Here is a 16,158-nt window from a genome sequence, read left to right on the forward strand (position 1 = left end):
TTTTGAATTCATGATTAATAAAAGAAATCGGGGCAGGGGATAAAAATTCAAGCGAAGTCAGCGATTAAATGCAGTTTTTTATTCAAATAAATGGTTTTTCAGCAAAATATCGACTGCAAAATTAAATTCTATGAAAATATAAATTATTGATTTGAATGTATAATCATATTTTGATCGGATTTGTAGATTTTCATCATAAATTTTAACGGTTTCTCTTTGTGCCTGAAAATTTGAATAATTTATCTATCGGAAGTGACCATATCCACTGGAGAGAGGGATATGGTGACTACCTCTAGATTTTAGAAACACTTTTCCATGCTGATTTCCCAAGAATCAGCATTTTTTTTGCCTCAAAAATAGTGGTTAATATTTATACATAAAAACTCTTAGTATCAGTTTTATTAAATATTTCACAAAAAATGATCAGCACAGTATTCTTTGTTTCAGATTCTATCGCTGTAGTTTCCGAATTTATTTCGAATGTGTTTTTCATGGCCTGCTTCTCTCATAAGCAGGCTTTTTTTTGCATGAAATTTATAAAAACAGCCACTTAAGTAACTGAGTTGCAAGTTTTGTTGGAATTTATTGTATTCAAAAGCTCTGATCACGCTTTATTTAAAACCATTTATATTTATTTTATTAATAAAAAACAAAGCACTTGAGTTAAATAAATGATGTAAAGCCTCAAAATGAAAGAAAACTGCCTAATTAATAAAACGTTTCATAAGCTGTACCGTGCCTCGTAAAAAGTACAACTCAGAAGGTGGGAACTTCACAGAATTATTTTCCATTATGACTCGGGCAAAGTTGAGCTTTGCTTTTAATGATTCAATGAAGGAAATAATGAAGATGAAAAAAATTGGTTTATTCGCTGTCGCAGTTTTAGGTTTTGGTTTAGCTGCGGTAGGTTGTACGTCTCAAGATACTGTAGAATCTCCAGAAACCGCACAAGTAACGTCTGCAACTGAAGCATCTGTTACGACAGAACAATCAGGTGCTGTGGTTCAAGCAGATCCATCAGCTCAAGGTGCTGAAGTTCAATCTGCGCCTGCACCACAACCTACAGTTCAGCAATAAGATTGTTTAATGCTCTCTGACCTGTAACAACAGGCAGTCAAGAATAGACAGAAGATAGGATGCCTCTTCTGTCTATTTTCTTTTCTATTGCTTTTTTTACCTTTTCTATTTTTAGTGAGCGAAAAAAAAGCCCATCATGTAGATGAGCTTTTTACTTCTAACCGATCTGCAAAAAACATCAATTAACGGCGATTTTCCCATGCGCGACGACGTTCTTCAGCCGCTTTACGTTGTTGATCTGATGCCTTTCTTAAATCTTGAATATTTTTTTTGCGCTCTTGCTCAGTTTGTTTTCTACGATCTTGGCTGGCTTTACGGCGCTGTTCTTCTAAACGCTGACGCTCTTTGCTGACTTTTTGACGATCTTGTTCAGCACGTTTACGACGTTCCGCTTCAGAGTTTTTACGCTGTTGTTCTAGACGTTGACGTTCGAGTTCGTTTTTACGACGATCCCACTCTTGTTGATTTTTACGATTCTGTTCCCAGTTACGCTGGTCAAGTTGCTGCTTTCTACGTTCAAGCTCTAAACGATTACGTTGTTGTTGCTGACGTTCCCATGTACGACGGTCTTGTTCATAACGACTGTCGTAACGGCGATCATAACGATTGTCATAGCGTCGATCATTATTATCATAACGGCGGTCATAACGTTGATCATAACGTCCATCGTAGTAACCATCTTCAGGGAATGCTACGCAGCCTACAGCCAAAAAAGCAGTCGCAAAAGACAGAAGGATGATCTTTTTAGCCATGGTGAGTATCCTTTATCGAGAATGGGTTAGCATAATCAACCCATAAAACTTGGGTAAATTGTCAATGACAACTCTATAAAAGAAGATTAGCTTAACTAGGTCTGTACTATGTATGTTGATGTTGAGACTTATATGTGAATATGGTCACATTTGACCTAGATCATGTAGAAAGTATGAAGAGCATAATTCGAAGGATAGAGCATGTTTGCATTGAATGAATCACTTAAAAATATGAAAGATAAAGGCCAAGGTACGGCTGCTCGGTTACTTGATCGTCTTCCTAACTTTGCCAAAGAAAGCCTCGCAAAACGTCTCGATTATCCGTTTATTTTTCCAGAATTAGATCCGCTGGTGAAATGCATGATGGCGGCTCAACTCAAGCAAGGTAAGTCAGGCTTTGTGACTGAAGACTATGTGAAGTCTCGTAAATTATTTGATTTACAGATGGAGTCGATCAAGACCAAGCCGACCTTTGTGAAACAAGTGCAAGATATACGTCTACCTTTACAAAGTGCTACGCTGTTTGCGCGTCATTATCATCCTGCTCCAAATAAAAAATTACCGATGATCGTGTTCTATCACGGTGGTGGTTTTGTGGTGGGTGGTCTAGACACGCATGATGAAGTTTGTCGTTTATTGGCCGTGCATGCCAAAGCACAAGTTTTAAGTATTGATTATCCACTCACGCCAGAGGCCAGCCCAGCTCAATTAATGCAAAGTTGTGAAGATGCCTTGGCTTGGACTTATCAAAATAGTCGTCAGTTTAAAATTCTAAAAAATCGAATTGCGGTGGCAGGGGATAGTGCAGGCGGCAATATTGCTACCGCAGTTGCGCAGCGCAGTGCTCAGAAAGTTTTTGCCCCGCAAGCTCAGCTATTAATTTACCCAGTAGTGGATTTCAAGAGTCGCCACCCATCTTTCTATGCGTATAAAGATGGTCTAGTTCTGACTGAAAAAGATATTGATGTCGTAACGGCTTTATATGCAGAACAACATGCTGTGGCCTTGGATGATCCATTAATTTCACCGACCTATGGAAAATTGGCAGGTATCGCACCTGCGTATATCGTGACGGCAGGGCATGACGTTTTACATGACGAAGGTGAAATTTATTCGCATAAACTCCGTCAGCAAGGGGTAAAAGTGTTTTATCAAGAATATACCGATCAAACCCATGGTTTTATCAATTTAACCCCGGTTTCGCACCGAGCTAAAAAATACGTGATCGAGATCAGTACGAAGTTCCGTAAATTTTGGGATAAACGTAGCTAATCATTCCTTTATATAAAGTAAACCCAGTGTTTCACGTGAAACACTGGGTTTTTATTTATTGAGTTATTTATCTTGGATTTTTGCAGCAGGAAATACGAGGCTAAATTCGGGGACATAAAAGCTTTGCAATAATCGTGCTTCGGCAAAATTAGGAAAAATCTTCTGCGTGTTGTGCCATTCTACCTGTTTCAGTTTAGAGAGCCGTCCACGAAACTTCGGTGAAAATTGATAGCTCTTACCTTCCCACGCTTGTCTGATTTGCAACATCGCTGCTGGGATATGATGACTATTAATATAGAAAGAACGCTGTGAACGTGATTTTTTTAAACGGATCTGCATTTTGTGTTGTTCAACTTCTATAGTACAGACCACTTCATTGTCATGTTGTTGCCATTCAAACTTTGCCAACTCTTTAGGAATACCCCAGAGTTTTTGACCATGAATGACAGAGATATCTGTCGAAACATAAATCGTAGGAATCGAACTTAACCTTTTCTTACTCCATAAAGGGTGATCTAAAATCAGCAATTCGTCATAAGGACCCACAGGCGAATCATGGTATCGGACCAATAACACCTGAACCACACGACCTAAAGGCGATGTCGCTAAACGGAACATCTGCGCTTGTTGGATAAAACTCGGAGAGATCCAATAATTCAAAATAAAAGCATCGCCACGCAGTTGCCAAGGCGGTAAATGTGTCAATGGAGTGTCCGACGGTATTATTTGCGTCATCATTGTTCTCGTTTTAATAATGGCAGAATAATTACTTTTTAATCATCAAAGACTAATATACAGTCAATAACAAGTACGAGATCAACCAGAAGAGTTAGCAAATGTTAAAACAGATTTTATTTACCGCAGCACTTGGCTGTGTGAGCTTAAGCAGTTTTGCTGCCAATACTATTGTCGAAATGAAAACCTCTCAAGGTAATATTGAAATTGAGCTATTCAATGACAAGGCACCTATCTCAGCTAAAAACTTTGAAAGCTATGCAAAAGAAAAATTTTATAACGGCACGATCTTTCATCGTGTGATTCCTGGATTTATGGTTCAGGGTGGGGGTATGGATGTCAAAATGCAGGAGAAGCCAACAAAAGCGGCTATTAAGAATGAATCAAGTAATGGCTTGAGCAATAAACGCGGCACATTGGCAATGGCACGGATGAATCATCCTGATTCAGCAAGTAGTCAGTTCTTTATTAATGTTGCAGACAATGACTTTCTCAATAAAAGTGCAATGAATGCGGGATATGCTGTTTTTGGTAAGGTCACTAAAGGTATGGATATCGTCGATAAAATCGTAAAAGTTCCAACTGCGAACTATGGAATGCACCAGAATGTCCCTGTAAACCCAGTGGTTATACAGAGTGTGGTGATTAAAGCAGCACCTGTAAAAAACTAAGCACACAAAATAGGAAAAATATTTTACATGATATTTGTAATAAATATCATGTATTTATGTGAATAAAGTGTGTTTTTTGAACCATAATGGTGCATAAAAATAAAACACTCGTGTTCTTTGTGAGTGAAAAGCACTTGCACGTGTAAGAAATTGCCCTATAATGAGCACCATACCGACGAGATAGACGGAAACGAACGAAACGCGAAGCGTTGAGTTGTTAAGTTTATCGAAGTCTAGCTTCTAGCATTGACGAGATGTTAGGAAGATCATTAAGAGATTATGAAGAACAACTTGTGTGGATTTTTACTGATTGATTGATCGAAATTATTTTCATTGATTGATGGTAGAAATTACTCGAAGTTTATTTGAGCAAATTTTTGTCAGTAATTGATGAGCCAAGATTGGTACACTATATGTACTATTGATTTTAAACTGAAGAGTTTGATCATGGCTCAGATTGAACGCTGGCGGCAGGCTTAACACATGCAAGTCGAGCGGGAATAGGTAGCTTGCTACCGATTTCTAGCGGCGGACGGGTGAGTAATGCTTAGGAATCTGCCTATTAGTGGGGGACAACATTTCGAAAGGGATGCTAATACCGCATACGTCCTACGGGAGAAAGCAGGGGATCTTCGGACCTTGCGCTAATAGATGAGCCTAAGTCGGATTAGCTAGTTGGTGGGGTAAAGGCCTACCAAGGCGACGATCTGTAGCGGGTCTGAGAGGATGATCCGCCACACTGGGACTGAGACACGGCCCAGACTCCTACGGGAGGCAGCAGTGGGGAATATTGGACAATGGGGGGAACCCTGATCCAGCCATGCCGCGTGTGTGAAGAAGGCCTTTTGGTTGTAAAGCACTTTAAGCGAGGAGGAGGCTACTTTGGTTAATACCTAGAGATAGTGGACGTTACTCGCAGAATAAGCACCGGCTAACTCTGTGCCAGCAGCCGCGGTAATACAGAGGGTGCGAGCGTTAATCGGATTTACTGGGCGTAAAGCGTGCGTAGGCGGCTTTTTAAGTCGGATGTGAAATCCCCGAGCTTAACTTGGGAATTGCATTCGATACTGGGAAGCTAGAGTATGGGAGAGGATGGTAGAATTCCAGGTGTAGCGGTGAAATGCGTAGAGATCTGGAGGAATACCGATGGCGAAGGCAGCCATCTGGCCTAATACTGACGCTGAGGCACGAAAGCATGGGGAGCAAACAGGATTAGATACCCTGGTAGTCCATGCCGTAAACGATGTCTACTAGCCGTTGGGGCCTTTGAGGCTTTAGTGGCGCAGCTAACGCGATAAGTAGACCGCCTGGGGAGTACGGTCGCAAGACTAAAACTCAAATGAATTGACGGGGGCCCGCACAAGCGGTGGAGCATGTGGTTTAATTCGATGCAACGCGAAGAACCTTACCTGGTCTTGACATAGTAAGAACTTTCCAGAGATGGATTGGTGCCTTCGGGAACTTACATACAGGTGCTGCATGGCTGTCGTCAGCTCGTGTCGTGAGATGTTGGGTTAAGTCCCGCAACGAGCGCAACCCTTTTCCTTATTTGCCATCGGGTTAAGCCGGGAACTTTAAGGATACTGCCAGTGACAAACTGGAGGAAGGCGGGGACGACGTCAAGTCATCATGGCCCTTACGACCAGGGCTACACACGTGCTACAATGGTCGGTACAAAGGGTTGCTACTCCGCGAGGAGATGCTAATCTCAAAAAGCCGATCGTAGTCCGGATTGGAGTCTGCAACTCGACTCCATGAAGTCGGAATCGCTAGTAATCGCGGATCAGAATGCCGCGGTGAATACGTTCCCGGGCCTTGTACACACCGCCCGTCACACCATGGGAGTTTGTTGCACCAGAAGTAGGTAGTCTAACCGTAAGGAGGACGCTTACCACGGTGTGGCCGATGACTGGGGTGAAGTCGTAACAAGGTAGCCGTAGGGGAACCTGCGGCTGGATCACCTCCTTAACGAAAGATTGACGATTGGTAAGAATCCACAACAAGTTGTTCTTCATGACGATGTATCTGAGGGTCTGTAGCTCAGTTGGTTAGAGCACACGCTTGATAAGCGTGGGGTCACAAGTTCAAGTCTTGTCAGACCCACCATTCTGACTAACGAAGTATTTGAATAAAATACGGAAGCAAACAGAAAAACAGAAACATTGACTTATTGATAAGCTGGGGACTTAGCTTAGTTGGTAGAGCGCCTGCTTTGCACGCAGGAGGTCAGGAGTTCGACTCTCCTAGTCTCCACCAAATTTCAAGATAAGAAAAACAACGTTTTTCCTTGAAATTTAAGCAAGAAGCTACGCTTCGCGCAGGCTTTAATCAAACGAAGCTTGAGCTGAGTGTTAAACACCCAGATAAGTGTTTAGATCCTAGAGATTAACAAGTACAAGCGTTATGATACGCGGACTTGATAATCTCTGTGATTTATCACAGTTTCCTGACCTGACGAAGGCTGGAAAAATCATTAACAGAATATATTTGAGTTGAAATAATTTGTTCATACTCGTTTGATTTAACCTAACAAGCAATTGTGAAATTTAAATGAAATGAGTTACTAGCGAAATTAACTGAATCAAGCGTTTTGGTATATGAATCTAATTGAAGCTGTACAGTGATTAAATTCACGAAGCTCTAAACTGTAATGTTGGTTGATCTACTTGTAGGATCAAACGACTGTTTGGGGTTGTATAGTCAAGTAATTAAGTGCATGTGGTGGATGCCTTGGCAGTCAGAGGCGATGAAAGACGTAATAGCCTGCGATAAGCTCCGGGGAGGCGGCAAATATCCTGTGATCCGGAGATTTCTGAATGGGGAAACCCACCCGCTATAAGGCGGGTATCATAAACTGAATACATAGGTTTATGAGGCGAACGAGGGGAAGTGAAACATCTCAGTACCCTTAGGAAAAGAAATCAATTGAGATTCCCTCAGTAGCGGCGAGCGAACGGGGAAAAGCCCATTAAGTTATCTAAGCTTTAGTGGAACGCTCTGGGAAGTGCGACCATAGTAGGTGATAGTCCTGTACACGAAAGGGCTTAGATAATGATGTCGAGTAGGGCGAGGCACGTGAAACCTTGTCTGAATATGGGGGGACCATCCTCCAAGGCTAAATACTCCTGACTGACCGATAGTGAACCAGTACCGTGAGGGAAAGGCGAAAAGAACCCCTGTGAGGGGAGTGAAATAGATCCTGAAACCGCATGCATACAAGCAGTGGGAGCCAACTTGTTTGGTGACTGCGTACCTTTTGTATAATGGGTCAGCGACTTACATTCAGTAGCAAGGTTAACCGATTAGGGGAGCCGTAGAGAAATCGAGTCTTAATAGGGCGTTTAGTTGCTGGGTGTAGACCCGAAACCGGGTGATCTATCCATGAGCAGGTTGAAGGTTGGGTAACACTAACTGGAGGACCGAACCCACTGTCGTTGAAAAGCCAGGGGATGACTTGTGGATAGGGGTGAAAGGCTAATCAAACTCGGTGATAGCTGGTTCTCCCCGAAAGCTATTTAGGTAGCGCCTCGGACGAATACCATTGGGGGTAGAGCACTGTTTCGGCTAGGGGGTCATCCCGACTTACCAAACCGATGCAAACTCCGAATACCAATGAGTACTATCCGGGAGACAGACTGCGGGTGCTAACGTCCGTAGTCAAGAGGAAAACAATCCAGACCGCCAGCTAAGGCCCCAAAATTATAGTTAAGTGGGAAACGATGTGGGAAGGCATAGACAGCTAGGAGGTTGGCTTAGAAGCAGCCACCCTTTAAAGAAAGCGTAATAGCTCACTAGTCGAGTCGGCCTGCGCGGAAGATGTAACGGGGCTAAAACTATATGCCGAAGCTGCGGATTTACACATTAGTGTAAGTGGTAGGGGAGCGTTCTGTAAGCCGATGAAGGTGGATTGAGAAGTCTGCTGGAGGTATCAGAAGTGCGAATGCTGACGTGAGTAACGACAAAACGGGTGAAAAACCCGTTCGCTGAAAGACCAAGGGTTCCAGTCCAACGTTAATCGGGGCTGGGTGAGTCGACCCCTAAGGCGAGGCCGAGAGGCGTAGTCGATGGGAAATTGGTTAATATTCCAATACTTCAGTGTAATGCGATGAGAGGACGGAGAAGGTTAAGTCAGCCTGGCGTTGGTTGTCCAGGTGAAAGGAAGTAGGCATGTATCTTAGGCAAATCCGGGGTACTCTATGCTGAGATCTGACAGCAAGCTGTACTTGTACAGTGAAGTGGCTGATACCATACTTCCAGGAAAAGTCTCTAAGCTTCAGTTACACTGGAATCGTACCCGAAACCGACACAGGTGGTCAGGTCGAGTAGACCAAAGCGCTTGAGAGAACTCTGCTGAAGGAACTAGGCAAAATGGTACCGTAACTTCGGGAGAAGGTACGCTGCTTTTGGTGATGGAACTTGCTTCCTGAGCTGAGAGCAGCCACAGAAACCAGGCCCCTGCAACTGTTTATTAAAAACATAGCACTCTGCAAACACGAAAGTGGACGTATAGGGTGTGATGCCTGCCCGGTGCTGGAAGGTTAATTGATGGGGTTAGCGTAAGCGAAGCTCTTGATCGAAGCCCCAGTAAACGGCGGCCGTAACTATAACGGTCCTAAGGTAGCGAAATTCCTTGTCGGGTAAGTTCCGACCTGCACGAATGGCATAATGATGGGGGCGCTGTCTCCAGCAGAGGCTCAGTGAAATCGAAATCGCCGTGAAGATGCGGTGTACCCGCGGCTAGACGGAAAGACCCCGTGAACCTTTACTGCAGCTTGACATTGAACTTTGATCTTACTTGTGTAGGATAGGTGGGAGGCTTTGAAACCGAGACGCTAGTTTCGGTGGAGCCAATCTTGAAATACCACCCTGGTAATATTGAGGTTCTAACTCTGTCCCGTTATCCGGGACGAGGACCATGTCTGGTGGGTAGTTTGACTGGGGCGGTCTCCTCCTAAAGAGTAACGGAGGAGTACGAAGGTGCGCTCAGCGTGGTCGGAAATCACGCGTAGAGTATAAAGGCAAAAGCGCGCTTAACTGCGAGACCCACAAGTCGAGCAGGTACGAAAGTAGGTCTTAGTGATCCGGTGGTTCTGTATGGAAGGGCCATCGCTCAACGGATAAAAGGTACTCTGGGGATAACAGGCTGATACCGCCCAAGAGTTCATATCGACGGCGGTGTTTGGCACCTCGATGTCGGCTCATCTCATCCTGGGGCTGAAGCAGGTCCCAAGGGTATGGCTGTTCGCCATTTAAAGAGGTACGCGAGCTGGGTTTAGAACGTCGTGAGACAGTTCGGTCCCTATCTACCGTGGGCGCTGGAAATTTGAGAGGATCTGCTCCTAGTACGAGAGGACCAGAGTGGACGAACCTCTGGTGTACCGGTTGTGACGCCAGTCGCATCGCCGGGTAGCTATGTTCGGAAGGGATAACCGCTGAAAGCATCTAAGCGGGAAGCCTACCTCAAGATAAGATTTCCCTTGGACTTTATGTCCACTAAAGAGCCGTTGAAGACTACGACGTTGATAGGTTGGATGTGGAAGTGCGGTGACGCATGAAGCTGACCAATACTAATTGCTCGTGAGGCTTGACTATACAACACCCAAACAGTTGTATAAATAGCATCAATTGATTCACATATAATCAATCAAACTTGATTTAGTTGAAAAGCTAGATAAAATGAACACCTTAAATTAACTCAAGTACTTCTGTTAATAACTCATTTGGTAGAAAACTTAGCACGAAGAGCACTGCTCTGAGATTAGACTAAGCAAGTATCCATAACAGTTGTGCTGGCGACAATAGCAAGAGTGAACCACCTGATCCCTTCCCGAACTCAGAAGTGAAACCTCTTAGCGCTGATGGTAGTGTGGGGTTACCCATGTGAGAGTAAGTCATCGCCAGCTCATTATTCGAAACACCCCCTGCACTAGTCAGGGGGTGTTTTTTTATGCGTGATGAAAAGGGAAGAAAAAAATAATAAGAAAAGCAGAAAGACAAACTGGGAAATGATAGATATTTAAAAATAATACGGCTAAACAGCGCTAAAAATTTACATCAAGGTGAGTCTATATTCTTTATAGTGAAGTTCAGTCTCCAATGTATAAAAACAATAGGATGTGCAAATGCTCCAAGATCTCAATAAAGTCTCTATTTTAGAGATATTGCAGCAACGCTTTGAGGCAAATATGCAGCGTCATCCAGAATTGCTTTGGGATGATGTTAAAAAACAATTGATTGCACAGCCCTCAAAACTAAAAACTGTAATCGAAATGGAAAAAACAGGGGGTGAGCCAGATATTGTGAGGCTGAATCGGCAATCTCATGACCTGATATTTTATGATTGCAGTTTAGAGTCGCCAAAGCCTAGACGACGCTTATGTTATGACCGTGATGCCTTGGAGAATCGGAAGGATCATCCTCCCAAAAATAACGTAATAGACATGGTTCGAGACATCGGTGCTCAGCTGCTTACAGAAGAGGACTACCGAGCGATACAGCAAGTTTTTCATTTCGATTTAAATACTTCGAGCTGGATCGTGACGCCAGCAGATATTCGGCAAAAGGGTGGGGCACTGTTTTGTGACCGACGTTATGATCATGTATTTAGCTACCATAATGGCGCACAGTCATATTATGCGTCTCGTGGATTTCGCTGTAAGCTGGTGATTGCTTAATCTCAGCGCTATCAAGGTATTTAAAACAATCTAGAGTGTTCAAACGAACTTTTCTAAAGATATATTTTCGTTTGTTTTTTAGACATTTAAAATTTTTCTAAACTAAAGATAGAAATAAATGATGGTGTGTCGTTCTGAAGTTGAATGAAAGAATAGAAGAATTAGACCTAAAAACAAGGACATTATTATTTAAAAAAAGAAGTTAAATAATCATATATTGATAATGTTTAATAATTAAACTAAAGCATGAAAAATAACACAATTAACATGTACTTATAAGAGACTAGATTTATTAAACATACGTCTAATATCCCTAGAAAACACTGTTCCGTATATTCCGTGGCTGTTGAATTTTACTTAAAAATTCAATGAATGTTATGGACAAGTACTCATGGGAGATGAGAACGATGACAACGGAAAAAATAGACATAAATTCTGTAGTCGATAAGGCTAAATTTACCCCGTTCCACTTCAATGTAGTGGCTTGGTGCTTATTGATTATTTTATTTGATGGCTACGATTTAGCGATTAATGGCGTGGTTTTACCATTATTGATGCAAGACTGGGGCTTAAGTGCAATGCAAGCGGGGATGCTTGCCAGTACTGCGCTCGCAGGCATGATGTTTGGTGCCATGTTCTTTGGTTCTTTAGCAGATAAGATTGGCCGTAAAAAAGTCATCATGATCTGTATCGTTTTATTTAGTGGTTTGACCTTTGCTGGTGGTTTTGCGTCGAATCCAACAGAATTTGGTATTTTGCGTTTCTTGGCTGGTTTAGGGATTGGCGGTGTAATGCCTAACCTTGTGGCTTTAACGTCGGAATACGCGCCGCAGAAGATGCGTAGCACACTAGTAACGACGATGTTTAGTGGTTATGCAGTCGGTGGTGTGATGGCGGCACTTTTAGGTTCATGGTTCACCCCTGACTTTGGTTGGCAAATCATGTTCTTTATTGCAGGTATTCCACTTTTCCTTTTACCAGTGATTTGGAAATTCTTACCTGAATCTTTGGCATTTATGGTGAAAGAAAACAAACAGGAAAAAGCTCGCAGTATCGTGAAGCGCTTAGCGCCTGAAGTGAAAGTAACCGAAAATACAGTGTTCACTTTACCGCAGGAAAGCGTGCCTGAAGCTGCTAACGTGGTGAGTTTGTTCCGCCGTGGTCGTGCCGTAAATACATTGCTGTTTTGGGTGGCGTTCTTTACGTGCCTATTGACCATGTATGCGCTAAGCAGCTGGTTACCAAAACTGATGATGGCAGCCGGTTATTCTATGGATAACAGCTTAATGTTCATGATGGTCATGAACGTGGGCGCAGTTGTGGGTATTGTTGGCGGTGGTATTTTGGCTGACCGTTTCCACTTAAAACCTGTGTTGATGGTTTTGGGTATGATGGGCGCGATTGTGATGAGCTTGATGGGCTTCCAATCGAATCAGTTCTTACTATACATCTTGGTGTTCTTGGCAGGTGCTGCGTCTATTGGTTCGCAAATGCTGCTTTACAGCTATGTAGCGCAGTATTACCCACTTGCTGTACGTTCGACAGGTATTGGTTGGTCTTCTGCGATCGGTCGTATGGGCGCGATTGTAGGGCCGATTCTGATTGGTGGTTTGCTCGGTATGAACTTACCTGCGCATTTCAACTTTATGGCAGTAGGTTTACCTGTACTGATTACTGCGATCGCGGTTGCATTGATCATGCATGAAAATGACAGTGATAAAATTGATGTTAAAGAGGCATCTACAGCCAAAGCTTAAGTTGTGATTCTTTAAAAAGAAAAGCCTCCGAAAGGGGGCTTTTTTTGGGTTATTTAAAATGCTAATAAAATAATTATTTTATATTTTCTAATATTCTATATTTATAAGTTTTTAAAAAAGATATAAAAACTTAACTATGACTATTTTATGGGGGGAGAGATGGAGTTTATTGAGCAAATTAAAGAAGTAATGAAGGAATCGCGAAAAGAAATGCATGTTGATCAAATAGCAGAAGCAATCGTAGCGAAATATCCTCATACTCAGCAGCATCTAGATGTTTTATCTAAGAAAATCTCTTCGATACTTTCAAAGGATATTGACAAATATAAAACAAAATCAGAGTTCACAAAACCAAAAAATTCTAAAGGTGCTCCAAGACGGGGAATTTACAGATTAAAAATCAAAAAAGTTGTACCTGATATTGTTCCACCGCCACCTACAGTTAATGCACTGTATACGGGCAAGGCTGGTGAATTTGCAGTGATGGCTGAATTATTATTTTTTGGATTTAATACATCATATATGGCTGTTGATGATGGTATTGATCTTGTCGCAGCAAAAGATAATAAATACTTTCATATACAGGTTAAAACAGCCAATATATCTGAATCAAATAATCAGTATAGATTCACGATAAATCAGAGATCTTATGATTCAAAGGATGCATCATCTACTTTCTATATTTTTGTATTACGATCATGTAATGGTCCATCTTATGTAAATAACCCGAATCGCGGATAAGAAATAAACTTGAAAATAAGAAGACTAGAGCCATCAGTTGAGTTACCACACAAAACTCACAACTCTAGTCCTAATGTTCAATAGTACCGAATTATTCTGCGTAATTGATGATTTCTTTCTTAAATTTGAAGCAACTTATTGGAACTTTCTCAAACAAAATAACCATTCTTTAAGAATCAGACGTGCTCATCTGACGATCTCAGAAATCTGCTTTATTGCCATTTGGTATAAATGTTCTTATTTCAGCAATTTCAAAGCCTTTTTCACATGGTTAAAAGAAGATAAAAGACATTTGTTTAAAAGCTTACCATGTTACCAACGGATGATTCATCTGATCAATATGCACCAATTAGCAATACATGCTTTACATGTGGCTCTGATGAAAGGTCAAAATACCCAATATTTGTGGATTGATTCAACGACTTTGCCAGTCTGTAAAAATCAACGTATTCAACGCCATAAATCATTAGCTCAAATAGCATCTCGTGGTAAAAGCTCAATGGGCTGGTTTTATGGCTGTAAGCTACATATTGCGATGAACCCATTTGGTGAAATCGCTTGTTCTGCTTTATCAAATGGGCATATAGCTGACATAAAAATGGTTGAGCAATTGGCTGACGGCTTAGAAGCAAAGCTATATGGAGATCGTGGTTATATCAGCCAGGAACTAAAAAGCAGGTTAAAAGATCAAGGTATTGATTTGATTACTTACCATCGAAAAAACATGCAATCCATCCAACTATCTGCATCAGATGAATATCACTTAAGACAACGAAATAAGATAGAAACGTTATTCAGCTTATTGAAAGGACAATACAATTTAGTGACGAGTAAAGCTCGTAGTATTCATGGATTTCTGAGTGGGATTTACGCATCGTTATGTGCATATCAACTTAATCATCAAAATAAACCAACAATTCAAATTATGGAATCATTGGCTTAAGCGGGATTCGGGTTAAATAATTATATTATTCTTCCAAATAGTGATATCAGTCGATTACTGGAATCTGGAACTATTACACAAGCGGCTAAATTATCCATTCGTATTGAACGCGATAAAAATGGAAAATATTTATTAAATTCAAAGGAAACTGTGAATTACGCTTTAAATAGATTTGATAAAATTCGTTAAATAAACTGATTTATATGACCAATTCTGCCATGGTCATTAATTGACAAGCGATATTTATAGAAATTACAAATAGGTATTATGATCATGCAATTTAATTCTATCTCGCCAATCCCTGAAGATGATGCAGAACTGCATCTGCCTGAACTGGTGTACTGGGCATCTTTAGGTGAACTCGCAGAAGTCGAAAAATCTTTAGCGAATGGCACAGACGTAAACACTGCCGATGAAGAAGGCTATAGCGCACTGCATGCAGCCGCAGAAAACGGCTATTTAGACGTGGTGAAGCTTTTGGTAGCTAATGGTGCAAATGTACAGCATAAGACCCAATACACAGCATTAGAGCTTGCAGAAATGGCAGGCAATGATGATGTGGTAGCTTACTTAAAAAATTTGTAAGCCATAATATTTTATGAATCAACATTATAAAATACCCGCATGCAATATGCGGGTATTTTCATTTTAGTATTATTGTTGCTGTTGCTGTTGCTGTTGCTGTTGCTCAAGCTCCTGCTGAATCGCTTGATTAAACGCAGGCAAGTCATCTGGACAACGAGAAGTAATGAGCACCCAACCACCCGTATTACAGCGGTGCACCTGCTCATCGACCCAATGTGCACCCGCATTTTCCAAATCCAAACGAATACTTTTATAAGACGTCAGAGTTTTATCACGAATTCGTTCAGCATTAATGAGCGCCCAAGGACCATGACAAATTGCAGCAATAGGTTTTTGATGGTCAGCAAAGTTTTGAATAAGTCGCAGTGCATCTTCATCGATCCGTAGATGATCTGCATTGACAGTTCCGCCTGGAATTACTAACACATCATAGTCTTCAGCATTTACGTTGCTCAATTGGGCATTGGGTTGAACTTCAGCTTCGACCTTTTTGTCGGCTTTTACTGTTTGGACAACCGCATGTTTAATAGCGGCATGAATGGCTTCAATTCCCTTTTCATTTAAATAATTTAATGGTTGGATCAGCTCGTCATGTTCAACACCGACATTTGAAGTTATCACTAAAGCTTTTAAAGTCATGATTGACTCCTTGCAATGAGGATTGTCTACCACGCTAACAAGCTGACGGATTTGGGTATGTAATAATTTCGCAGGAAACTGTAAGAAGTTTTGACAGAGATGTTATGCGAAAGTTCTAGATTAGAGCGAACTTTTAAAAATCAGCTAGAAAAAGAAAACCCCGACATCCTGTCGGGGTTTTCTTCGTATTTCGTGTTCTAGATACAACTCCTTGTCATATCTCACGTCCTGATGTAGAAACTTATTGTTATTGTTTTATGTTTCGGAAACTTCCTGTCTCCTGATAACTGTAGATTAGGCCTGTTTCATAAA

11 protein-coding genes, 2 tRNA genes and 3 rRNA genes are annotated in these 16,158 nt (G+C 41.6%); 13 read left to right on the forward strand and 3 right to left on the reverse strand.

Annotated features, from left to right (window positions below):
- Nucleotides 1–849 precede the first annotated feature (849 nt).
- Complete coding sequence (locus G0029_RS00075; protein WP_227591845.1) at nt 850–1,077, forward strand: hypothetical protein; 228 nt, start codon at nt 850–852, stop codon at nt 1,075–1,077.
- A gap of 182 nt (nt 1,078–1,259) precedes the next feature.
- Here G0029_RS00075 and G0029_RS00080 read toward each other — a convergent pair whose 3' ends face one another.
- A complete protein-coding gene (locus G0029_RS00080) occupies nt 1,260–1,829 on the reverse strand; it encodes a hypothetical protein (RefSeq protein ID WP_180110242.1) in 570 nt (189 codons plus the stop codon).
- A gap of 201 nt (nt 1,830–2,030) precedes the next feature.
- Here G0029_RS00080 and G0029_RS00085 point away from each other — a divergent pair, with 201 nt between their 5' ends.
- Complete coding sequence (locus tag G0029_RS00085) at nt 2,031–3,101, forward strand: alpha/beta hydrolase (protein ID WP_078194436.1); 1,071 nt, start codon at nt 2,031–2,033, stop codon at nt 3,099–3,101.
- A 63-nt stretch (nt 3,102–3,164) separates the two neighbouring features.
- Here the strand turns inward: G0029_RS00085 and G0029_RS00090 are convergent, their stop codons facing one another.
- Nucleotides 3,165–3,836, reverse strand: a complete 672-nt coding sequence (locus G0029_RS00090) for an acetoacetate decarboxylase family protein (RefSeq protein ID WP_180110253.1) — start codon at nt 3,834–3,836, stop codon at nt 3,165–3,167.
- Nucleotides 3,837–3,937: 101 nt separating this feature from the next.
- Between G0029_RS00090 and G0029_RS00095 the strand changes: the two genes are divergently transcribed.
- The 11 genes from G0029_RS00095 to G0029_RS00145 all read left to right on the forward strand — a co-directional run bounded on the left by G0029_RS00095 (nt 3,938) and on the right by G0029_RS00145 (nt 15,207).
- On the forward strand, nt 3,938–4,507 hold the full coding sequence (locus G0029_RS00095; RefSeq protein ID WP_180005529.1) for a peptidylprolyl isomerase: 570 nt from the start codon (nt 3,938–3,940) through the stop codon (nt 4,505–4,507).
- A 429-nt stretch (nt 4,508–4,936) separates the two neighbouring features.
- A 16S ribosomal RNA gene (locus G0029_RS00100) occupies nt 4,937–6,475 on the forward strand.
- A 61-nt stretch (nt 6,476–6,536) separates the two neighbouring features.
- Nucleotides 6,537–6,613 (forward strand) — tRNA-Ile (locus G0029_RS00105).
- A gap of 74 nt (nt 6,614–6,687) precedes the next feature.
- Nucleotides 6,688–6,763 (forward strand) — tRNA-Ala (locus G0029_RS00110).
- 442 nt (nt 6,764–7,205) lie between these two features.
- Nucleotides 7,206–10,099: ribosomal RNA gene (locus G0029_RS00115) — 23S ribosomal RNA — on the forward strand.
- 196 nt (nt 10,100–10,295) lie between these two features.
- Nucleotides 10,296–10,410, forward strand: a 5S ribosomal RNA gene (gene rrf / locus G0029_RS00120).
- Together the 16S, 23S and 5S rRNA genes with 2 tRNA genes alongside form the textbook arrangement of a ribosomal RNA operon.
- 219 nt (nt 10,411–10,629) lie before the next feature.
- Nucleotides 10,630–11,181 (forward strand): DUF4256 domain-containing protein, encoded by a 552-nt coding sequence (locus G0029_RS00125; protein WP_180110344.1) that lies wholly within the window; start codon nt 10,630–10,632, stop codon nt 11,179–11,181.
- 407 nt (nt 11,182–11,588) lie between these two features.
- The gene (locus G0029_RS00130) at nt 11,589–12,938 is read left to right on the forward strand and encodes an aromatic acid/H+ symport family MFS transporter (protein ID WP_180110345.1); all 1,350 of its coding nucleotides are present in this window, start codon (nt 11,589–11,591) and stop codon (nt 12,936–12,938) included.
- Nucleotides 12,939–13,097: 159 nt separating this feature from the next.
- On the forward strand, nt 13,098–13,679 hold the full coding sequence (locus G0029_RS00135) for a group I intron-associated PD-(D/E)XK endonuclease (RefSeq protein WP_180110346.1): 582 nt from the start codon (nt 13,098–13,100) through the stop codon (nt 13,677–13,679).
- 73 nt (nt 13,680–13,752) lie between these two features.
- Complete coding sequence (locus G0029_RS00140) at nt 13,753–14,622, forward strand: IS982 family transposase (protein ID WP_005137615.1); 870 nt, start codon at nt 13,753–13,755, stop codon at nt 14,620–14,622.
- Nucleotides 14,623–14,895: 273 nt separating this feature from the next.
- Nucleotides 14,896–15,207 (forward strand): ankyrin repeat domain-containing protein, encoded by a 312-nt coding sequence (locus G0029_RS00145; RefSeq protein WP_180063070.1) that lies wholly within the window; start codon nt 14,896–14,898, stop codon nt 15,205–15,207.
- Nucleotides 15,208–15,276: 69 nt separating this feature from the next.
- Here G0029_RS00145 and G0029_RS00150 read toward each other — a convergent pair whose 3' ends face one another.
- Entirely contained in the window at nt 15,277–15,846 is a 570-nt protein-coding gene (locus G0029_RS00150) for a type 1 glutamine amidotransferase domain-containing protein (RefSeq protein WP_180110327.1), read from the reverse strand.
- Nucleotides 15,847–16,158: the final 312 nt, after the last annotated feature.

The organism is Acinetobacter sp. YH12138, assembly GCF_015218525.1.
GTDB classification, from domain to species: domain Bacteria; phylum Pseudomonadota; class Gammaproteobacteria; order Pseudomonadales; family Moraxellaceae; genus Acinetobacter; species Acinetobacter amyesii.